Below are 13,896 nucleotides of genomic sequence, written 5' to 3'. Positions count from 1 at the left end.
TAAGACAGAGCAGGCTATATGGCCAAAAGAACTCGTTTTTAGGTCGGTCTTTTCGGCTGTTTATTCAAATGTAATTTCGTTCACCTTATTGGCGTCAAGCCGTTTGATGACTTCGACAAGCAGCTTGACCGTATTTTCATAGTCGTCGCGATGCAAAATGGCGGCGTGGGAATGGATGTAGCGCGTCGGGATGGCGATCGTCAGCGACGGAACGCCAATGCCGGTTAAGTGAATCGCCCCGGCGTCCGTGCCTCCGCCTGGCATGGCGTCAAAATGATACGGAATGTTCAGCTCCTCCGCCACTTCGATGACGAATTCACGCAAGCCGCGGTGCGACACCATCGTCGCATCGTACAAGACGATGTGCGGGCCGGCACCGAGTTTGCCCATCGCTTCTTTTTCCGAGACGCCCGGCGTGTCGCCGGCAATGCCGACATCAACAGCAAACGCGATATCCGGCTCGATGGACTGGGCGGCCGTGCGCGCGCCGCGCAAGCCGACTTCCTCTTGCACCGTTCCGACGCCGTATACGGTGTTCGGATGGTCAACCTCTTTTAACTGCTTGAGCACATCGATGGCGATGGCACAGCCAATCCGGTTGTCCCATGCTTTCGCTAGGAGCATTTTTTCATTGTTCAGTACCGTAAATTCGAAATACGGCACGATCATATCGCCCGGGCGGACGCCCCATTCCATCGCTTCCTCGCGGCTTGTCGCGCCGATGTCGATGAACATGTCTTTGATGTCGACCGGTTTTTTGCGCGCCTCCGGCGGCAAAATGTGCGGCGGCTTTGAGCCGATGACGCCGGTGATGTCTCCTTTTTTCGTCACGATCGTGACGCGCTGGGCGAGCATTACTTGGCTCCACCAGCCGCCGAGCGTCTGAAAGCGGATGAACCCTTTGTCATCGATTTGCGTCACCATAAAGCCGACTTCATCCAAATGGCCGGCGATCATCACTTTCGGCCCGCCTGATTTCCCTTCTTTTTTCGCGATTAAGCTGCCGAGGCCGTCGGTTGTCACTTCATCCGCATACGGGGCTATGTATGTCTTCATCACATCGCGCGCTTCCCGTTCGTTGCCGGGGACGCCTTTTGCATCGGTCAGCGCTTTCAGCATCGTCAACGTTTCATCCAACTTCGCCATTTTGGTACCCCTTTCCGTTTTTGTCCACTTTTTATTATACTTGAAAAGACTGGCGGTTGGCAAAATTCAATCATTCGCTTCCCGAAAGACAAACAAGTTAATACCGTTCGTTTTGCCGCTGATGATTCACTTCATTTTTCCGCCGGTACGCCGCTGTAATCTCATCCGGTGAAAACTTAAGCGCCGCCCCAAGGCGCAAATAGTCGGCAAACAGCCCCTCATACTCCTCGCGCCCCCTCGTTGCGCCAAACCGCTCGGCGGCGCGAAAGACGGCCAAAAACTGCTCGACAAGCGGCCGCTCGACAGCCGGAAGCTCTCGGCTTTCATAAAACAGCCCGCACTCCAATCCGAGCGACAGCAAAAAATGCAAACCGTCGACATACTCCTCGAGCACCCGTTCCGCCGGCGCCGGTGGCTTCACGCTCCAAAATTTAAAACAGCGCGTCTCGTTGGCCAGCTCTCCCAGCTCGACGAGAAAGGCGAGCAATTTTCGATTGAACAACGCTTCATGCACAAGACCGTGCTCTGTTTCAATCCGCTCGTCCAAGGCGCGCTGCATGTCGTAAAGCAAAAGCCAGTCCATGCTCTTTCCCCCCTTCTACCGCATCCACTTCCAATAGAAAAACACCTCCGCAGCCGCCAGCAGCGGCAACCCATAGCGAAAGACGCGATGGCGCGTCTTATGGCGGAATACATGCATCCCAACCGCTGCACCGATGGCCCCGCCCGCAAACGACAGCAGCCAAAGCGTCCGCTCGGCGATGCGGAAGCGGCGGCGCTTCGCCTTATATTTGTCAAGCCCCATCATGAAAAAGGCAAGAAGGTTCATCGCTATTCCGTATTGTACCATATCCATCCCTTTCCTTGACACGAAAAACCGTAGCGCTGACCGGCTTTCACGGTCCATTTCGTTGCCGAAGAAAAAACGGCCACCCTTCGTCAGGATGGCCATCACGGTTACTTATTCAAGTTCGCTTTCGCCAAGTCAGCGAGTTGGGCGAATGCCGCTTGGTCGTTGACCGCCAAATCGGCGAGCATTTTCCGGTTCACTTCAACGCCGGCCTGTTTCAAACCGTGCATCAAACGGCTGTACGACAAGCCGTTTTGGCGGGCCGCCGCATTGATGCGGGCGATCCACAATTTGCGGAAATCGCGCTTCCGTTGACGACGGTCGCGATACGCGTACATGAGCGATTTCATGACTTGTTGGTTCGCAACTCTATATAACGCGTGTTTCGCGCCGAAATACCCTTTCGCAAGCTTCAATACTTTTTTGCGACGTCTGCGCGTCACTGGTCCACCTTTTACGCGTGGCATAATCGTTCCCTCCTATGAATCGGTCATTATTTCAAGTTGTCAAGCATTTGGCGGATGCGTTTGAAGTCGCCAGGTGAAACAAGCGCCGCTTTACGAAGCTGGCGTTTTTGTTTTTTCGTTTTATTGGCAAACAAGTGGCTCGTATACGCATGGCCGCGTTTTAATTTGCCGCTCGCCGTTTTTTTGAACCGTTTGGCCGAGCCGCGGTGAGTTTTCATTTTTGGCATCGTAGTTCCTCCTTACTTGTTGTCGTTTTTCGGTGCCAGCACTAAAAACATGTTGCGCCCGTCCATTCTCGGCGCCGTTTCGACGACCGCGATGTCGGCGCACGCTTCCGAGAAGCGGTCAAGGACGCGCTGCCCGATTTCTTTATGGGTGATCGCCCGCCCTTTAAAGCGGATCGTCGCCTTCACTTTATCACCTTTTTCCAAAAACTTGCGCGCGTTGCGCAGTTTCGTGTTAAAGTCATGCTCCTCGATCGTCGGGCTGAGGCGCACCTCTTTAATGTTGATCACCTTTTGCTTTTTGCGCGCTTCTTTTTCTTTCTTTTGCTGCTCAAAACGGAATTTGCCGTAATCCATAATGCGGCAAACGGGCGGTTTGGCGTTCGGGGCGACAAGCACGAGGTCCAAGTTGCGTCTTGCCGCGATCTCGAGCGCTTCTTGCTTCGACTTAATGCCGAGCTGATCGCCGTTTTGATCGATTAAGCGCACTTCCCGGGCACGGATTTGTTCATTGATAATAAAATCTTTGCTAATAATGAGCCACCTCCAAGGTTTTTTCCGACTGGCTTGTTTGCCGACAGAATCCCGCTCCTAACGAAAAAGCGCGGATGCATAAAGCACCCGCGCACGACGTTCGGACAAAAAAATCGGCGAACCGTAACAACCTGCCAACAGCCTTCTTGGCGTCGGTCAGGTGAGAAGCGGGTGCTTCTGCTTTTGTTACAAACAAGCAATCATTCCACTTTATACACTATACCACCTTGGCGATGGCATGTCAAGGAGCGGCTCTTGATAAACACAACGTCCTTTATTATAGCGAATCATTGCTTCATTGACAAGAGAAAACTTTTGATTTGTTGCCAAAAAGTTTTCGAACCCTTCTTTCCCCGTTTCTAGGGCAGCGCAGCCGTCCGCCTCGAAAAAATGCGGTCCGGCAGGCGGGCATGCCGCCTGTGGACCGCTGTCGGCTCATCGGCCTTTCGCCTGTTTTTGCTGCACATCTTCTTCCAGTATGGCGATAAACTCGCCAAGCGCCATCGTCCGGCTTTCTTTTTCGCCATAGCGGCGGACGTTAACCGCCCGCTCGGCCGCTTCTTTGTCGCCGACAACGAGCATGTACGGGATTTTTTGCATTTGCGCTTCCCGGATTTTGTAGCCGATTTTTTCGTCGCGCTCATCGACTTCGACGCGAAAGCCGTTTTCTTTTAACGTCCGTTGCACGTCATACGCATAATCGAGGTGCGCCTCCGGCGACACCGGGATCACCGTAACTTGCACCGGAGCGAGCCACGCCGGAAACGCGCCTTTGTATTCTTCGATTAAGAAGGCGACAAACCGTTCCATCGTCGAGACGACGCCGCGGTGGATGACGACCGGGCGGTGCGGTTTCCCGTCTTCGCCGATGTAGGTAAGGTCAAACCGCTCCGGCAGCAAGAAGTCGAGCTGCACCGTTGAGAGCGTTTCGTCTTTGCCAAGCGCTGTGCGCACTTGCACATCGAGCTTCGGCCCGTAAAACGCCGCTTCTCCTTCGGCTTCGTAGTAGTCAAGGCCGAGCTCGTCCATCGCCTCGCGCAGCATCCGTTGCGCTTTTTCCCACATCTCATCATCGTCATAATACTTTTCTTTATCATGCGGGTCACGGTACGACAGGCGGAACGAATACTCATCGAGCCCGAAATCTTTATACACGTCCAAAATCAAATTGACGACGCGCTTAAATTCGTCTTTGATTTGATCGGGGCGCACGAAAATGTGAGCGTCGTTGAGCGTCATGCCCCGGACGCGCTGCAGGCCGGTGAGCGCCCCGGACATTTCGTAGCGGTGCATCGTGCCGAGCTCCGCGATGCGGATCGGCAGCTCGCGGTAGCTGTGCAGCTTGCTTTTGTAAATCATCATATGGTGCGGGCAGTTCATCGGGCGCAGCACAAGCTGCTCGTTATCCATTTCCATCGGCGGGAACATGTTTTCTTTATAGTGATCCCAGTGACCCGATGTTTTGTACAGCTCAACACTGCCAAGCACCGGCGTATATACATGGTCGTAACCGAGGGCGATTTCTTTGTCGACGATATACCGCTCGATCGTGCGGCGGATTGTCGCGCCTTTCGGAAGCCAAAGCGGCAAACCTTGTCCGACTTTTTGCGATGTCGTAAACAAATCAAGCTCTTTGCCTAATTTGCGATGGTCGCGCTCTTTCGCCTCTTCAAGCAAATGCAAATAACGGTCCAACTCTTCTTTTTTGAAAAACGCCGTGCCGTAAATGCGCTGCAGCATTTTGTTGTTGCTGTCGCCGCGCCAGTAGGCGCCCGAGATGCTGAGCAGCTTAAACTCTTTGATTTTTCCGGTCGACGGCACGTGCACACCGCGGCAAAGGTCGAAAAACTCGCCTTGCTCGTAAATGGAAATCGTCTCGCCTTCCGGGATGTCGCGGATCAATTCGAGTTTGAGATCATCGCCGATTTCCTCATACCGGCCGATCGCTTCTTCCCGGCTCACTTCTTTGCGGACGATATCCAAGTTTTCTTTGACAATGTTGCGCATTTCCGCCTCAATTTTTGGCAAATCGTCCGGTGTCAGTTTATGCTCCATATCAATATCGTAATAGAAGCCGTTTTCAATAACCGGCCCGACGCCAAGCTTGACATTGCCATACAGCCGCTTAACCGCCTGCGCCATGAGATGGGCGGTGCTATGGCGCAAAATGTCAAGCGCCTCCGGCATGTCTTGGGTGATGATCACCAGCTCGCCGTCCTCATGAAGCGGCGTGCGCAAGTCAACAAACCGGCCGTTCAGTTTGCCGGCGATGGCTTTCTTTTTCAGCCCCGGACTGATCGAGGCGGCGATGTCTTCAGTCGATGTCCCGCGCGCAAACTCCTTTTGCGCCCCGTCCGGGAACGTAATGCGGATCATGTCTGGCATCGGCAATCACTCCTTTGTCATGATGATGAAAAATAAAAAAACTCCTCCCTCAAAAGGGACGAGTTTTCGTCGCGGTTCCACCCTTCTTCCCATGGCAACAGAACGCCATGGCTCAACACTTGTAACGGCCGTAATGCCGGCGGCAACTACTGGGCGTTCCGTTCGCTGCCGCAGCTCTGAGGGGGTAAGCACATTTTTCGTGTTAGGAAGGTTCCAGCCGCTGCCTTCCCTCTCTGGAAACCGTAAAAATGCGCCCGTGTCCTCGTCATCGCTTGTCTATGAGGTTATTCATGTACGACATTATAGCGGAACCGAAAAGAAAAATCAAGATTCTTCCCAATTTCCGGCGTTAGCGGCAAACGGCCGGGAAAAATCGGCGCGGCGGCGCAGGCAAAGCCGCTCTTGAAACACGTTTTGCAGCGTCTGCACCATGCCGTCATCCGGATGGTCGGTGTATAGTTCGATTTCCGCCGGGGCAAGCGAAACAAGCGGCGCCAACACGGAAGAATCGATATACATCGGCTGGCTGACGACAAGATGACGGTCAATCAGTTGCTTCACCTCTTCGGCTGACAGCTCCCGCCGGTGACTGTCGTAAAACAAAAAGCGGGGTGGGTCATGCACCAAATATAGACGGAGACGTTTTGGCTCCCGTGCGGCTACACAGTCGCGCAGCATTTGCACAAAATTTTGATACTCTTGCTCGAGTTTGTATTCATCAATCGCCAGTTCGACATAATGTTGAAGGCGCTCTATGTATGGCCTGAGCCGGAACGTGGCAAACGACGAAAACGAAAACGACAGCCCGTCGCGCAAAAACGAAGCGAATGCCTCGCGCAGCAGCGCCATGCGCGAAGCGGCAAATCCTTCCCCTTTCCGGTAATCGCGCCGCTCGCCATCCAAAAACGAATGGGCGAGCGCTAAAATTTGCTGCTGTTCCTCGCGGTCGCGGAAATAAAAAACGTCGGAGATGATCGATAAAAGCAGCCGATCTTCTACACTTCCCCGCACAAACGCCGTCAAGACCGGTATGATATGCGCTTCAAGCACGTGCTTCTCCTCGCCATGTATGTAAACCGCCACGGTTTTGTTTCCGTCGCAAACGGCGTGAAACAGCGGACCGGCATCCCGTTTCCGTTCGTTCAGCAGCCAAAACAGCTTCTTCGCCTCGCTTGCCTCATCAAAATGGATTTCGATCACCCGCTGTCCCCCCTTAACCCGAAATCAATGCTTGGTTTATATATATGGGGACAACCGGCCGTTTAGACTAAAAAAAGCGCAAAGCTTAGCGTCGTTTCGCCGACATACGGCGGCACAAAAAAATCGGCACCCTGTTTTCGGGAGCCGTTGACAAAGAGCGGACAGATGCTAAGGGAACGCGGTGCGTTTATGATCCGCCTTGCTCGCGGCGGTTTGGTCCGGTCAGTTCAATCGGGTACGCCAAATAACGAATCCGTTCCATAATGCGCGCCGCTTTCACTTTCTCTTCCTCGCCGCGCTGTGAATACGTTAGATGATGGGCAAGCTGCTGCATATCAAAGTTGGACGTAAAAAACGTCGGCAAATTTTCAAACATCCGGTATTGCAAAATCGGGCCGAGCACATCGTCGCGGACCCAGCTCGACATCGCTTCAGCCCCAAGGTCATCGAGCATAAGCACCGGCACTTTTTTTACATAATCGAGCTTTTCGTTCATCGTCTGGTCTTGGAGCGAATGTTTCAGCTCGCGAAACAGCTCCGGCACATAGACGATGAGCGATGAGATTTTCCGCTTTGCCAGCTCGTTGGCGATCGCCCCGAGCAAATACGTTTTGCCGACACCAAACGACCCGTGCAAATATAACCCTTTCATTTTTTTCCCCGGCTCGTATTCTGTTACAAACTTCTCGGCGAACTTGATCGCTTTAATCCGCCCGTCATCGCTCAAATCAAGATCAGACAGCGAAGCGTGCAAAATTTCACGCGGCACGAACATGCTTTGAATGAGCGATTCCTGCTGTCTCCGCTCGTCCTCTTGCACTTTTTTCGGGCAGCGGTCGTACTCGGTGTCAATCCGCCCGGCGGTGATCACCAAGTTCGGACGATATCCCGGCAGCATGTTCGGGCATTGCCCGAGCCCCGGGCATTGGCGACAATGCCGGCTTTGCTCGATAAATTCATACAGCTTCATCAAGCCGCGGTCCACCATGTCATCGGACAACCGCTGCTCGTGCGCCCGCAAAAACGGCTGCACGTCCGGATGCGTCAAAATATAGCGCCTCATTTGTTCGTAACGCTGCTTAAATCCTTGGTTGCCAAGCAGCCGCTGCAACAAGTGGTTTACTCGTTCCATCGCTTTTACACCTACGATCCATCACGGTATTTTTTCAGCCGTTGCTCAAGCTCTTTGCGTGCCTGTTCCACATCAAAATCGTCATCATCCGGTTGGCTGTAGTCCATCTTCAGCCAGTCGGGAACGATTTCGGTGCGCACAACTTTGCGCACTGTCCGCGTTCCTTTTTCCTTTTCATTCGCCCAATTTTGATATGTCTTCGCTTCCTCTTTTGCCAGTTCCATCGCCTCTTTGACGGTGCGCACCTTTTTGCGCGCCCAATGACTAGCGATTTTTTCCACATATTTTTTTGATAGTTTCATATTCGTCCTCAGCATCACGTAATAAATCAACACATTGACGACACCAGGGAGGAGCTGCTGCTGAAACATAATGTCTTCAACGAGCTGCAAGTCACTTAGCGACGGCTCAGCGCCGCCTGAAATTTCTTTTAGCAGCTGGCGCGGGGAAATCGTCTCGAGCTGCTTCATGAGCTGTTCTTCCTTCGTGCGCGGTTCGACGCCCTCCATCGTCCGGTGGGCGAGCGGCTGCACCCGTTCAACAAGCCGCGGCGCGGCGCTGCCATGCTCAAGTTCATACCATTCGCGCGCCGCCTGGCGCAGCGCGTCAATATCGATATGGTACGCCGGATCGATGACGCCAAGGACGATTTTTTGCATGTCAAGAGGGGGAATGCCGTACAAAAATGCGAGCTTTTTGATCGCTTCTTTCACTTTCGCCGTCACCGCCCGACGCGGCACTATTTGCTTCGACAGTCCAGCAAAAAACAGTTCAAAATCAAACACGTCGTCATCGAGTGTATACGATGCCCCGTCCCGTCCGATGTGCACCCTCCCGTCCGGCGGCTCGAGTTCGTGCCCAGCCTCCTCACTGAAGCCGGCGACGATTTGTTCGGCTTGGACGGATGAAAAAACATCAGAAAACGAGCGCGTCACCCGGGTGAACTTCGTCTCGTCGACCGCGGGGCGGGCGAAAAACTCATTGAGTTGGGCAAACAAATGGCGTCCGACTTGCCGATACAAAAAGACCCCAAGCATTTCATCACGAAAAAACTGATCGGGCGCCAGCGGTGGACGCAGCTCGTAAAGAAACTGTTTCAGCTCTTCCGTTTCCAAAGCGCGGACGTACGTGTTCAACAACCCGATTCCTTCCAGCTTCAGCCGTTCGCTGTAAATGTCCGGAAGCCCGCATTGCATCAGCGCCATCAGTCGGTGATGGGTCGCTTCCCGGCCGCCGAGCAGCTCAAGTTCCCCCCAAAGCGTCATATAAAGCGCGAGCGCGCGATGGCCGATGAGCGGCTGATAGAGCATCGTCAACACTTTTCGATCGACATCGTGCAATACGCCGCGGCTTTGCACCGTGTACCGGTCGACAGCAATCAATTCCTTCCAATGGTGTTCCATCGTTCCGACCTTCCGTTTCGCCGTATTCGTTTCAATCCGCCTCTCCCCTTTCCCGCCCGAAAAACCGTTGAAAAAAGGGCTTGTCGCCTAACGCCAAAGCCCTTTTTACCGCTGTCCTTTTTTGATCAACTCTTTTAGTTCTTCAATGAACACATTAATGTCTTTAAACTGCCGATAGACGGAGGCGAAGCGGACATAAGCCACTTCGTCAATGCGCGACAGCCGCTCCATGACCATTTCGCCGATCGTTTCGCTTTTCACTTCTGATACGCCTTGATTGCGCAGTTCGCGCTCGATTTCCTGCGTTACCTTTTCCAGTTCTTCGAGCGCCACCGGACGCTTTTCGCACGCTTTAATCAAACCGCGCAAAATCTTTTCGCGGCTGAACTCTTCACGGGTTCCTTCTTTTTTCACCACGATGAGCGGCGGCTCCTCAATCCGCTCAAACGTTGTAAACCGATAATGGCATTGTTCGCACTCCCGCCGGCGGCGGATCGAACGGCCTTCCTCGGCCGGGCGCGAGTCAAGCACGCGCGTGCCTTGATAATGGCATGACGGACATCGCATAACATTCACTCCGTTTGTCTTCTTCTTTTCTATCATACCGGAATGACGGGAAGCAGACAAGCCATAGTTAGCTGTTTAACCCGGAGCCGATATATGGCAGGCGGGCATCAAGCTTCCGATACAGTTCAAGGATCACCGCCCGACTGCGCCCGAAATCAAACGGCAACAGCTTCGTCTCGGTCGTCACCGAAAAGTCGACTGCCGTTTCAAACGGCCGGACCGAAACAACGGTAGCGACGATAAACAGCTTCTTTCCCCGCCGCGTCTGGGCGCAAAGTTCGCCGCGCTCCTCGGAAACGGAAAGCAGCTCGGCGTTGGGCAACGACGAGAGCTGCTCTTTGACCGCATCCATGACTGCGCGGTTGGCCGCTTTGTAATAATGGCTCCGCAACTCCGGATCTTCATGGGCTTCTCTCGTCTCGCAATGGTTCGTCAACGCATACTTCAACTTTTTCCACACGCTCATCGCCACGTCTCCCTAGTCGTTCTTTTTCTTTCATCATACCATGATTTGCGCCGGCGTTGTACCGCCGGAAACCGAAAGAGTAAAAAAAGGAGCGTTTTGCTTACGCTCCTTTTGGTTCCGTCGTTATAGGATTACAGCGCGTGCGCCTTTTTCACTTCGATTGGACGCATGCCGCGCGGCAGTTCGATCGTTTCCCGCGTTTGCGCGCCGAGCTTTTCGGCGATGTAATCAGCGGCAATCGTCGGGTCTAAATGGCCGCATGTATACACATCAATGCTCGCATAGCCATGTTCAGGAAACGTGTGAATCGTTAAATGAGATTCCGAGATAATGACGACCCCGCTTACGCCTTGTGGAGCAAATTTATGGAACGCGACTTCGCGAATCTCTGCCCCCGACTTTAATGCGGCGTCAACAAACGTTTTTTCAATAAAATCGATATCATTCAGTTTGTCAAAGTCGCATCCCCAAAGTTCCGAGATAACGTGACGACCCATCGTATCCATGCAAAGAATCCCCCTTTTAACCAATTTTCTCAAATAAAAAAACAGATTGTCGTTTGCAAAATGGCATGTATAACTACCACGGGGGAAAGTTAGTCCTAAGAGGTCCTAACCCTTTAAGTAGTCACATTACCTTTGCCGTTAAGAAGTTCACGAGACATAGTATACTTTGTTTAGGGGGTTTTTGCAACATGCTTTTTTAATTTTTTTTACATAAGAAAAGGAAAAACGTCCAAGCCAGCCGGCGCCGGGCGGAACGCTTCCGAAAACGGATTTGACGGGTCTTGCGGTGCGCCAAGGCGGCCGGCCATTGAACGCCCCCTCCTGTGCGCCCACGCCAGAAGGGAGGCTTCCCGATTCGGGATCATAAAATAACGCCGGCGGAAGCCGGCGGAATGGTTACGCATTAACATGAAGCTGTTCGTTCATTTTGGCAGCGACAAGACGAGCCAAGTCGACGACGCGGCACGAATAGCCCCACTCGTTGTCATACCAAGCAAGCACTTTCACTTTCCGCCCGTCGATGACCATCGTCGACAAACCGTCAATGATCGCGGAATGCGGGTTCGTGTTGAAATCGATCGACACGAGCGGTTCCATCGTGAAATCTAAAATGCCTTTCAGCGGACCGCCCGCTGCGCGAAGCAGCGCCTCGTTCACCTCGTCAATCGTCACATCCCGTTTGACGTCGACGACCAAATCGACAAGCGACACGTTCGGCGTCGGGACGCGCAGCGCCATGCCGTGAAGCTTTCCTTTCAAATGCGGCAACACTAAGCCAAGCGCCTTCGCCGCCCCGGTCGTCGTCGGAATGATGGATTGTGCGCATGAGCGGGCGCGGCGCAAATCTTTATGCGGATTGTCAATATTTTTTTGATCGTTCGTATAGGCGTGAACGGTCGTCATCAATCCGTTTTCAATTCCGAACGCTTCATCAAGCACTTTCACGACCGGGGCGAGACAGTTCGTCGTGCATGAAGCATTCGAAATGATGAAATGACGGTCGAGATCCAACATTTGTTCGTTGACGCCGACGACGATCGTCACATCCTCATTTTTGCCCGGAGCCGTTAAAATGACGCGCTTCGCCCCGGCATCTAAGTGGAGGCTTGCTTTTTCGCGGGCGTTAAATTTGCCGGTCGCTTCAATCACGATATCGATATCAAGCTCTTTCCACGGCAGTTGCTGCGGGTCGCGCGAGTTCAATAACCGCACTTTTTTGCCGTTGACAAGCAGTCCGTCTTCCAAAGCGGCGACATCGCCGTCAAATTTGCCGTGGTTGGAGTCGTATTTCACTAGATGGGCTAACGTTTCCGGCGGATAGCTGGCATTGACCGCCACAATCTCAAGATCAGGAGAATCGATGGCTCTCCGGAATACCATCCGTCCAATTCGTCCGAATCCGTTAATCGCCACTTTCGCCTTCATTCACCTTGTTCTCCCCTCATATATGTTATACTATTTTCCTGAACCTGTATAAATAGTATATCATATTTTTCAAAAATGTGGAGAACAAAATAACAAAAAACAAACAAAAAAGACGCCTATTTTTCCAAGGCGTCCCACTGCTGTAAAATCGACAATAGCTGCCGGCGCGTCTCTTCGATGGTTCCGTTATTGTCAATGACCGCATCGGCCCGTTTCACCTTTTCCGCCATCGGCCACTGGGCGCGGATGCGGGCGAGCGCTTCCTCTTTCGTAAAACCGTTGCGCGCCATGAGCCGGCGGAGCTGCACGTCATCATCGACATACACGACAAGCACTTTATCCACCCAGGCCGTCAGCCCGCTTTCAAATAACAGCGGGATATCTAATACGATCGTTTTTGCCCCCGAGCGGATGTGCGCCTCTTTTTCCGCGAGCATTTTCCGGCGCACGGCCGGATGGACGATGGCGTTGAGTGTTTTCCGCGCTTGTTCATCATTGAACACGATCGCCCCGAGTTTGGCCCGATTGATGCTGCCGTCATCCTGTAACATGTCCGGGCCGAAAGCCGCGACGATTTGCCGGTACGCTTCCTCTCCCGGTTCGACAACCGCGCGCGCCGCCTCGTCCGCGTCAATGACCGGAAGGCCGAGCTCGCGCATCATGGCGCTGACCGTGCTTTTGCCGCTCGCGATCCCACCGGTCAACCCGATCGTTACTGCCATTTGCCGTCTCTCCTTTTTGCCTGCCGCCTACCGCTGGCAGCGCGGACAATAGTGCGTGCCACGGCCGGCGACAACCGTTTTTTCAATCGGGGCGCCGCATCGTTTACACGGCTCCCCTTTGCGGCCGTATACGAACAAACTATGTTGAAACGTGCCCGCTTCCCCTTGTGTGTTCACATATGTGCGCACCGTGCTTCCCCCTTTCATGACCGCCTCCCCGATGGTCGCGACCATTTGTTCATGCAGCCGTTTGATTTCTTCTCTTGTCAGTGAAGCAGCCGGCCGGTCGGGAAGAATGCCGGCGCGAAACAGCGATTCGTCAACGTAAATGTTGCCAAACCCGGCGACGACTGTTTGGTCAAGCAGCAACGCTTTTACGGCCCGCTTCGTTTTCGCGGCCCGCTCGGCCAATATGGCCGGGGAAAACGCCGGAGAAAGCGGCTCCGGCCCTAATTGATCAAGCGGCGGTTGGCGGTCTCCCTCCTCCTTCGGATACACATGCATCGTCCCAAACTTGCGCACATCGCGGTAGCGGAGTTCGTTGCCGTCAGTAAAACAAAACACGACATGCGTATGCGGATCGAGCGGTTCGTGTGCATTGGCGACAGTATAGCGCCCTTCCATGCGCAAATGGGAGACGAGCATATCCCGGTCAAGCAAAAACTTCAAAAATTTCCCGCGCCGCTCGATGCCGCGCACCGTCTGCCCGGCGAGCCTGGCGGCAAACGTCTCCGGGTCTTGCGGGTGACGGATGATGTTCGACCAAAAAACACGAACATCCGCAATCGTTTTCCCGACGACAAGCGGCAAGAGCGTGCGGCGGATTGTTTCCACCTCCGGCAATTCCGGCATCACATCCCCTCCTTTCC

16 protein-coding genes and 1 other annotated feature are annotated in these 13,896 nt (G+C 53.5%); all 16 genes read right to left on the bottom strand.

The annotated features are described in order from the left end of the window. Nucleotides 1-60 precede the first annotated feature (60 nt). Nucleotides 61-1,146 carry a M42 family metallopeptidase gene (locus tag ACTVDO_RS00080; protein WP_020960844.1) on the bottom strand — a complete coding sequence of 362 codons (1,086 nt, stop codon included), beginning with the start codon at nt 1,144-1,146 and terminating at the stop codon, nt 61-63. A gap of 97 nt (nt 1,147-1,243) precedes the next feature. Next, the gene (locus ACTVDO_RS00075; RefSeq protein ID WP_442900824.1) at nt 1,244-1,729 is read right to left on the bottom strand and encodes a dUTP diphosphatase; all 486 of its coding nucleotides are present in this window, start codon (nt 1,727-1,729) and stop codon (nt 1,244-1,246) included. Between the two features lie 15 nt (nt 1,730-1,744). Continuing rightward, nucleotides 1,745-1,996: a DUF1294 domain-containing protein gene (locus ACTVDO_RS00070; protein ID WP_020960846.1), complete on the bottom strand. Its 252-nt coding sequence runs from the start codon at nt 1,994-1,996 to the stop codon at nt 1,745-1,747. Between the two features lie 107 nt (nt 1,997-2,103). Then, a complete protein-coding gene (rplT, locus tag ACTVDO_RS00065; RefSeq protein WP_023817700.1) occupies nt 2,104-2,463 on the bottom strand; it encodes a 50S ribosomal protein L20 in 360 nt (119 codons plus the stop codon). Nucleotides 2,464-2,489: 26 nt separating this feature from the next. After that, entirely contained in the window at nt 2,490-2,690 is a 201-nt protein-coding gene (gene rpmI, locus ACTVDO_RS00060; RefSeq protein ID WP_020960848.1) for a 50S ribosomal protein L35, read from the bottom strand. A gap of 12 nt (nt 2,691-2,702) precedes the next feature. Then, a complete protein-coding gene (gene infC, locus ACTVDO_RS00055) occupies nt 2,703-3,224 on the bottom strand; it encodes a translation initiation factor IF-3 (RefSeq protein WP_071990885.1) in 522 nt (173 codons plus the stop codon). Nucleotides 3,225-3,277: 53 nt separating this feature from the next. Beyond that, nucleotides 3,278-3,410 (bottom strand) — a sequence feature (ribosomal protein L20 leader region). 246 nt (nt 3,411-3,656) lie between these two features. After that, on the bottom strand, nt 3,657-5,606 hold the full coding sequence (gene thrS, locus ACTVDO_RS00050) for a threonine--tRNA ligase (protein ID WP_020960850.1): 1,950 nt from the start codon (nt 5,604-5,606) through the stop codon (nt 3,657-3,659). 324 nt (nt 5,607-5,930) lie between these two features. Continuing rightward, nucleotides 5,931-6,806 carry a putative sporulation protein YtxC gene (gene ytxC / locus ACTVDO_RS00045; RefSeq protein WP_020960851.1) on the bottom strand — a complete coding sequence of 292 codons (876 nt, stop codon included), beginning with the start codon at nt 6,804-6,806 and terminating at the stop codon, nt 5,931-5,933. A 187-nt stretch (nt 6,807-6,993) separates the two neighbouring features. Next, nucleotides 6,994-7,938 (bottom strand): primosomal protein DnaI, encoded by a 945-nt coding sequence (gene dnaI, locus ACTVDO_RS00040; protein WP_020960852.1) that lies wholly within the window; start codon nt 7,936-7,938, stop codon nt 6,994-6,996. 11 nt (nt 7,939-7,949) lie between these two features. Beyond that, nucleotides 7,950-9,341, bottom strand: coding sequence for a replication initiation and membrane attachment family protein (locus tag ACTVDO_RS00035; RefSeq protein ID WP_020960853.1), 1,392 nt, complete (start codon nt 9,339-9,341; stop codon nt 7,950-7,952). Between the two features lie 105 nt (nt 9,342-9,446). Beyond that, complete coding sequence (gene nrdR, locus ACTVDO_RS00030; protein WP_020960854.1) at nt 9,447-9,908, bottom strand: transcriptional regulator NrdR; 462 nt, start codon at nt 9,906-9,908, stop codon at nt 9,447-9,449. 67 nt (nt 9,909-9,975) lie between these two features. Further along, on the bottom strand, nt 9,976-10,374 hold the full coding sequence (locus ACTVDO_RS00025) for a hypothetical protein (protein ID WP_020960855.1): 399 nt from the start codon (nt 10,372-10,374) through the stop codon (nt 9,976-9,978). A 131-nt stretch (nt 10,375-10,505) separates the two neighbouring features. Next, on the bottom strand, nt 10,506-10,880 hold the full coding sequence (gene speD / locus ACTVDO_RS00020; RefSeq protein WP_020960856.1) for an adenosylmethionine decarboxylase: 375 nt from the start codon (nt 10,878-10,880) through the stop codon (nt 10,506-10,508). Between the two features lie 396 nt (nt 10,881-11,276). After that, nucleotides 11,277-12,305 (bottom strand): glyceraldehyde-3-phosphate dehydrogenase, encoded by a 1,029-nt coding sequence (locus ACTVDO_RS00015; protein ID WP_020960858.1) that lies wholly within the window; start codon nt 12,303-12,305, stop codon nt 11,277-11,279. A gap of 116 nt (nt 12,306-12,421) precedes the next feature. Further along, complete coding sequence (gene coaE / locus ACTVDO_RS00010; RefSeq protein WP_442900823.1) at nt 12,422-13,027, bottom strand: dephospho-CoA kinase; 606 nt, start codon at nt 13,025-13,027, stop codon at nt 12,422-12,424. Between the two features lie 27 nt (nt 13,028-13,054). Beyond that, nucleotides 13,055-13,879, bottom strand: a complete 825-nt coding sequence (mutM, locus tag ACTVDO_RS00005; RefSeq protein ID WP_020960860.1) for a DNA-formamidopyrimidine glycosylase — start codon at nt 13,877-13,879, stop codon at nt 13,055-13,057. Between the last annotated feature and the right edge of the window lie 17 nt (nt 13,880-13,896).

Source organism: Geobacillus sp. BK01, from assembly GCF_052220245.1.
In the GTDB taxonomy this organism is placed as follows: domain Bacteria; phylum Bacillota; class Bacilli; order Bacillales; family Anoxybacillaceae; genus Geobacillus.
This window is presented reverse-complemented; position numbering and strand designations above follow the sequence as displayed.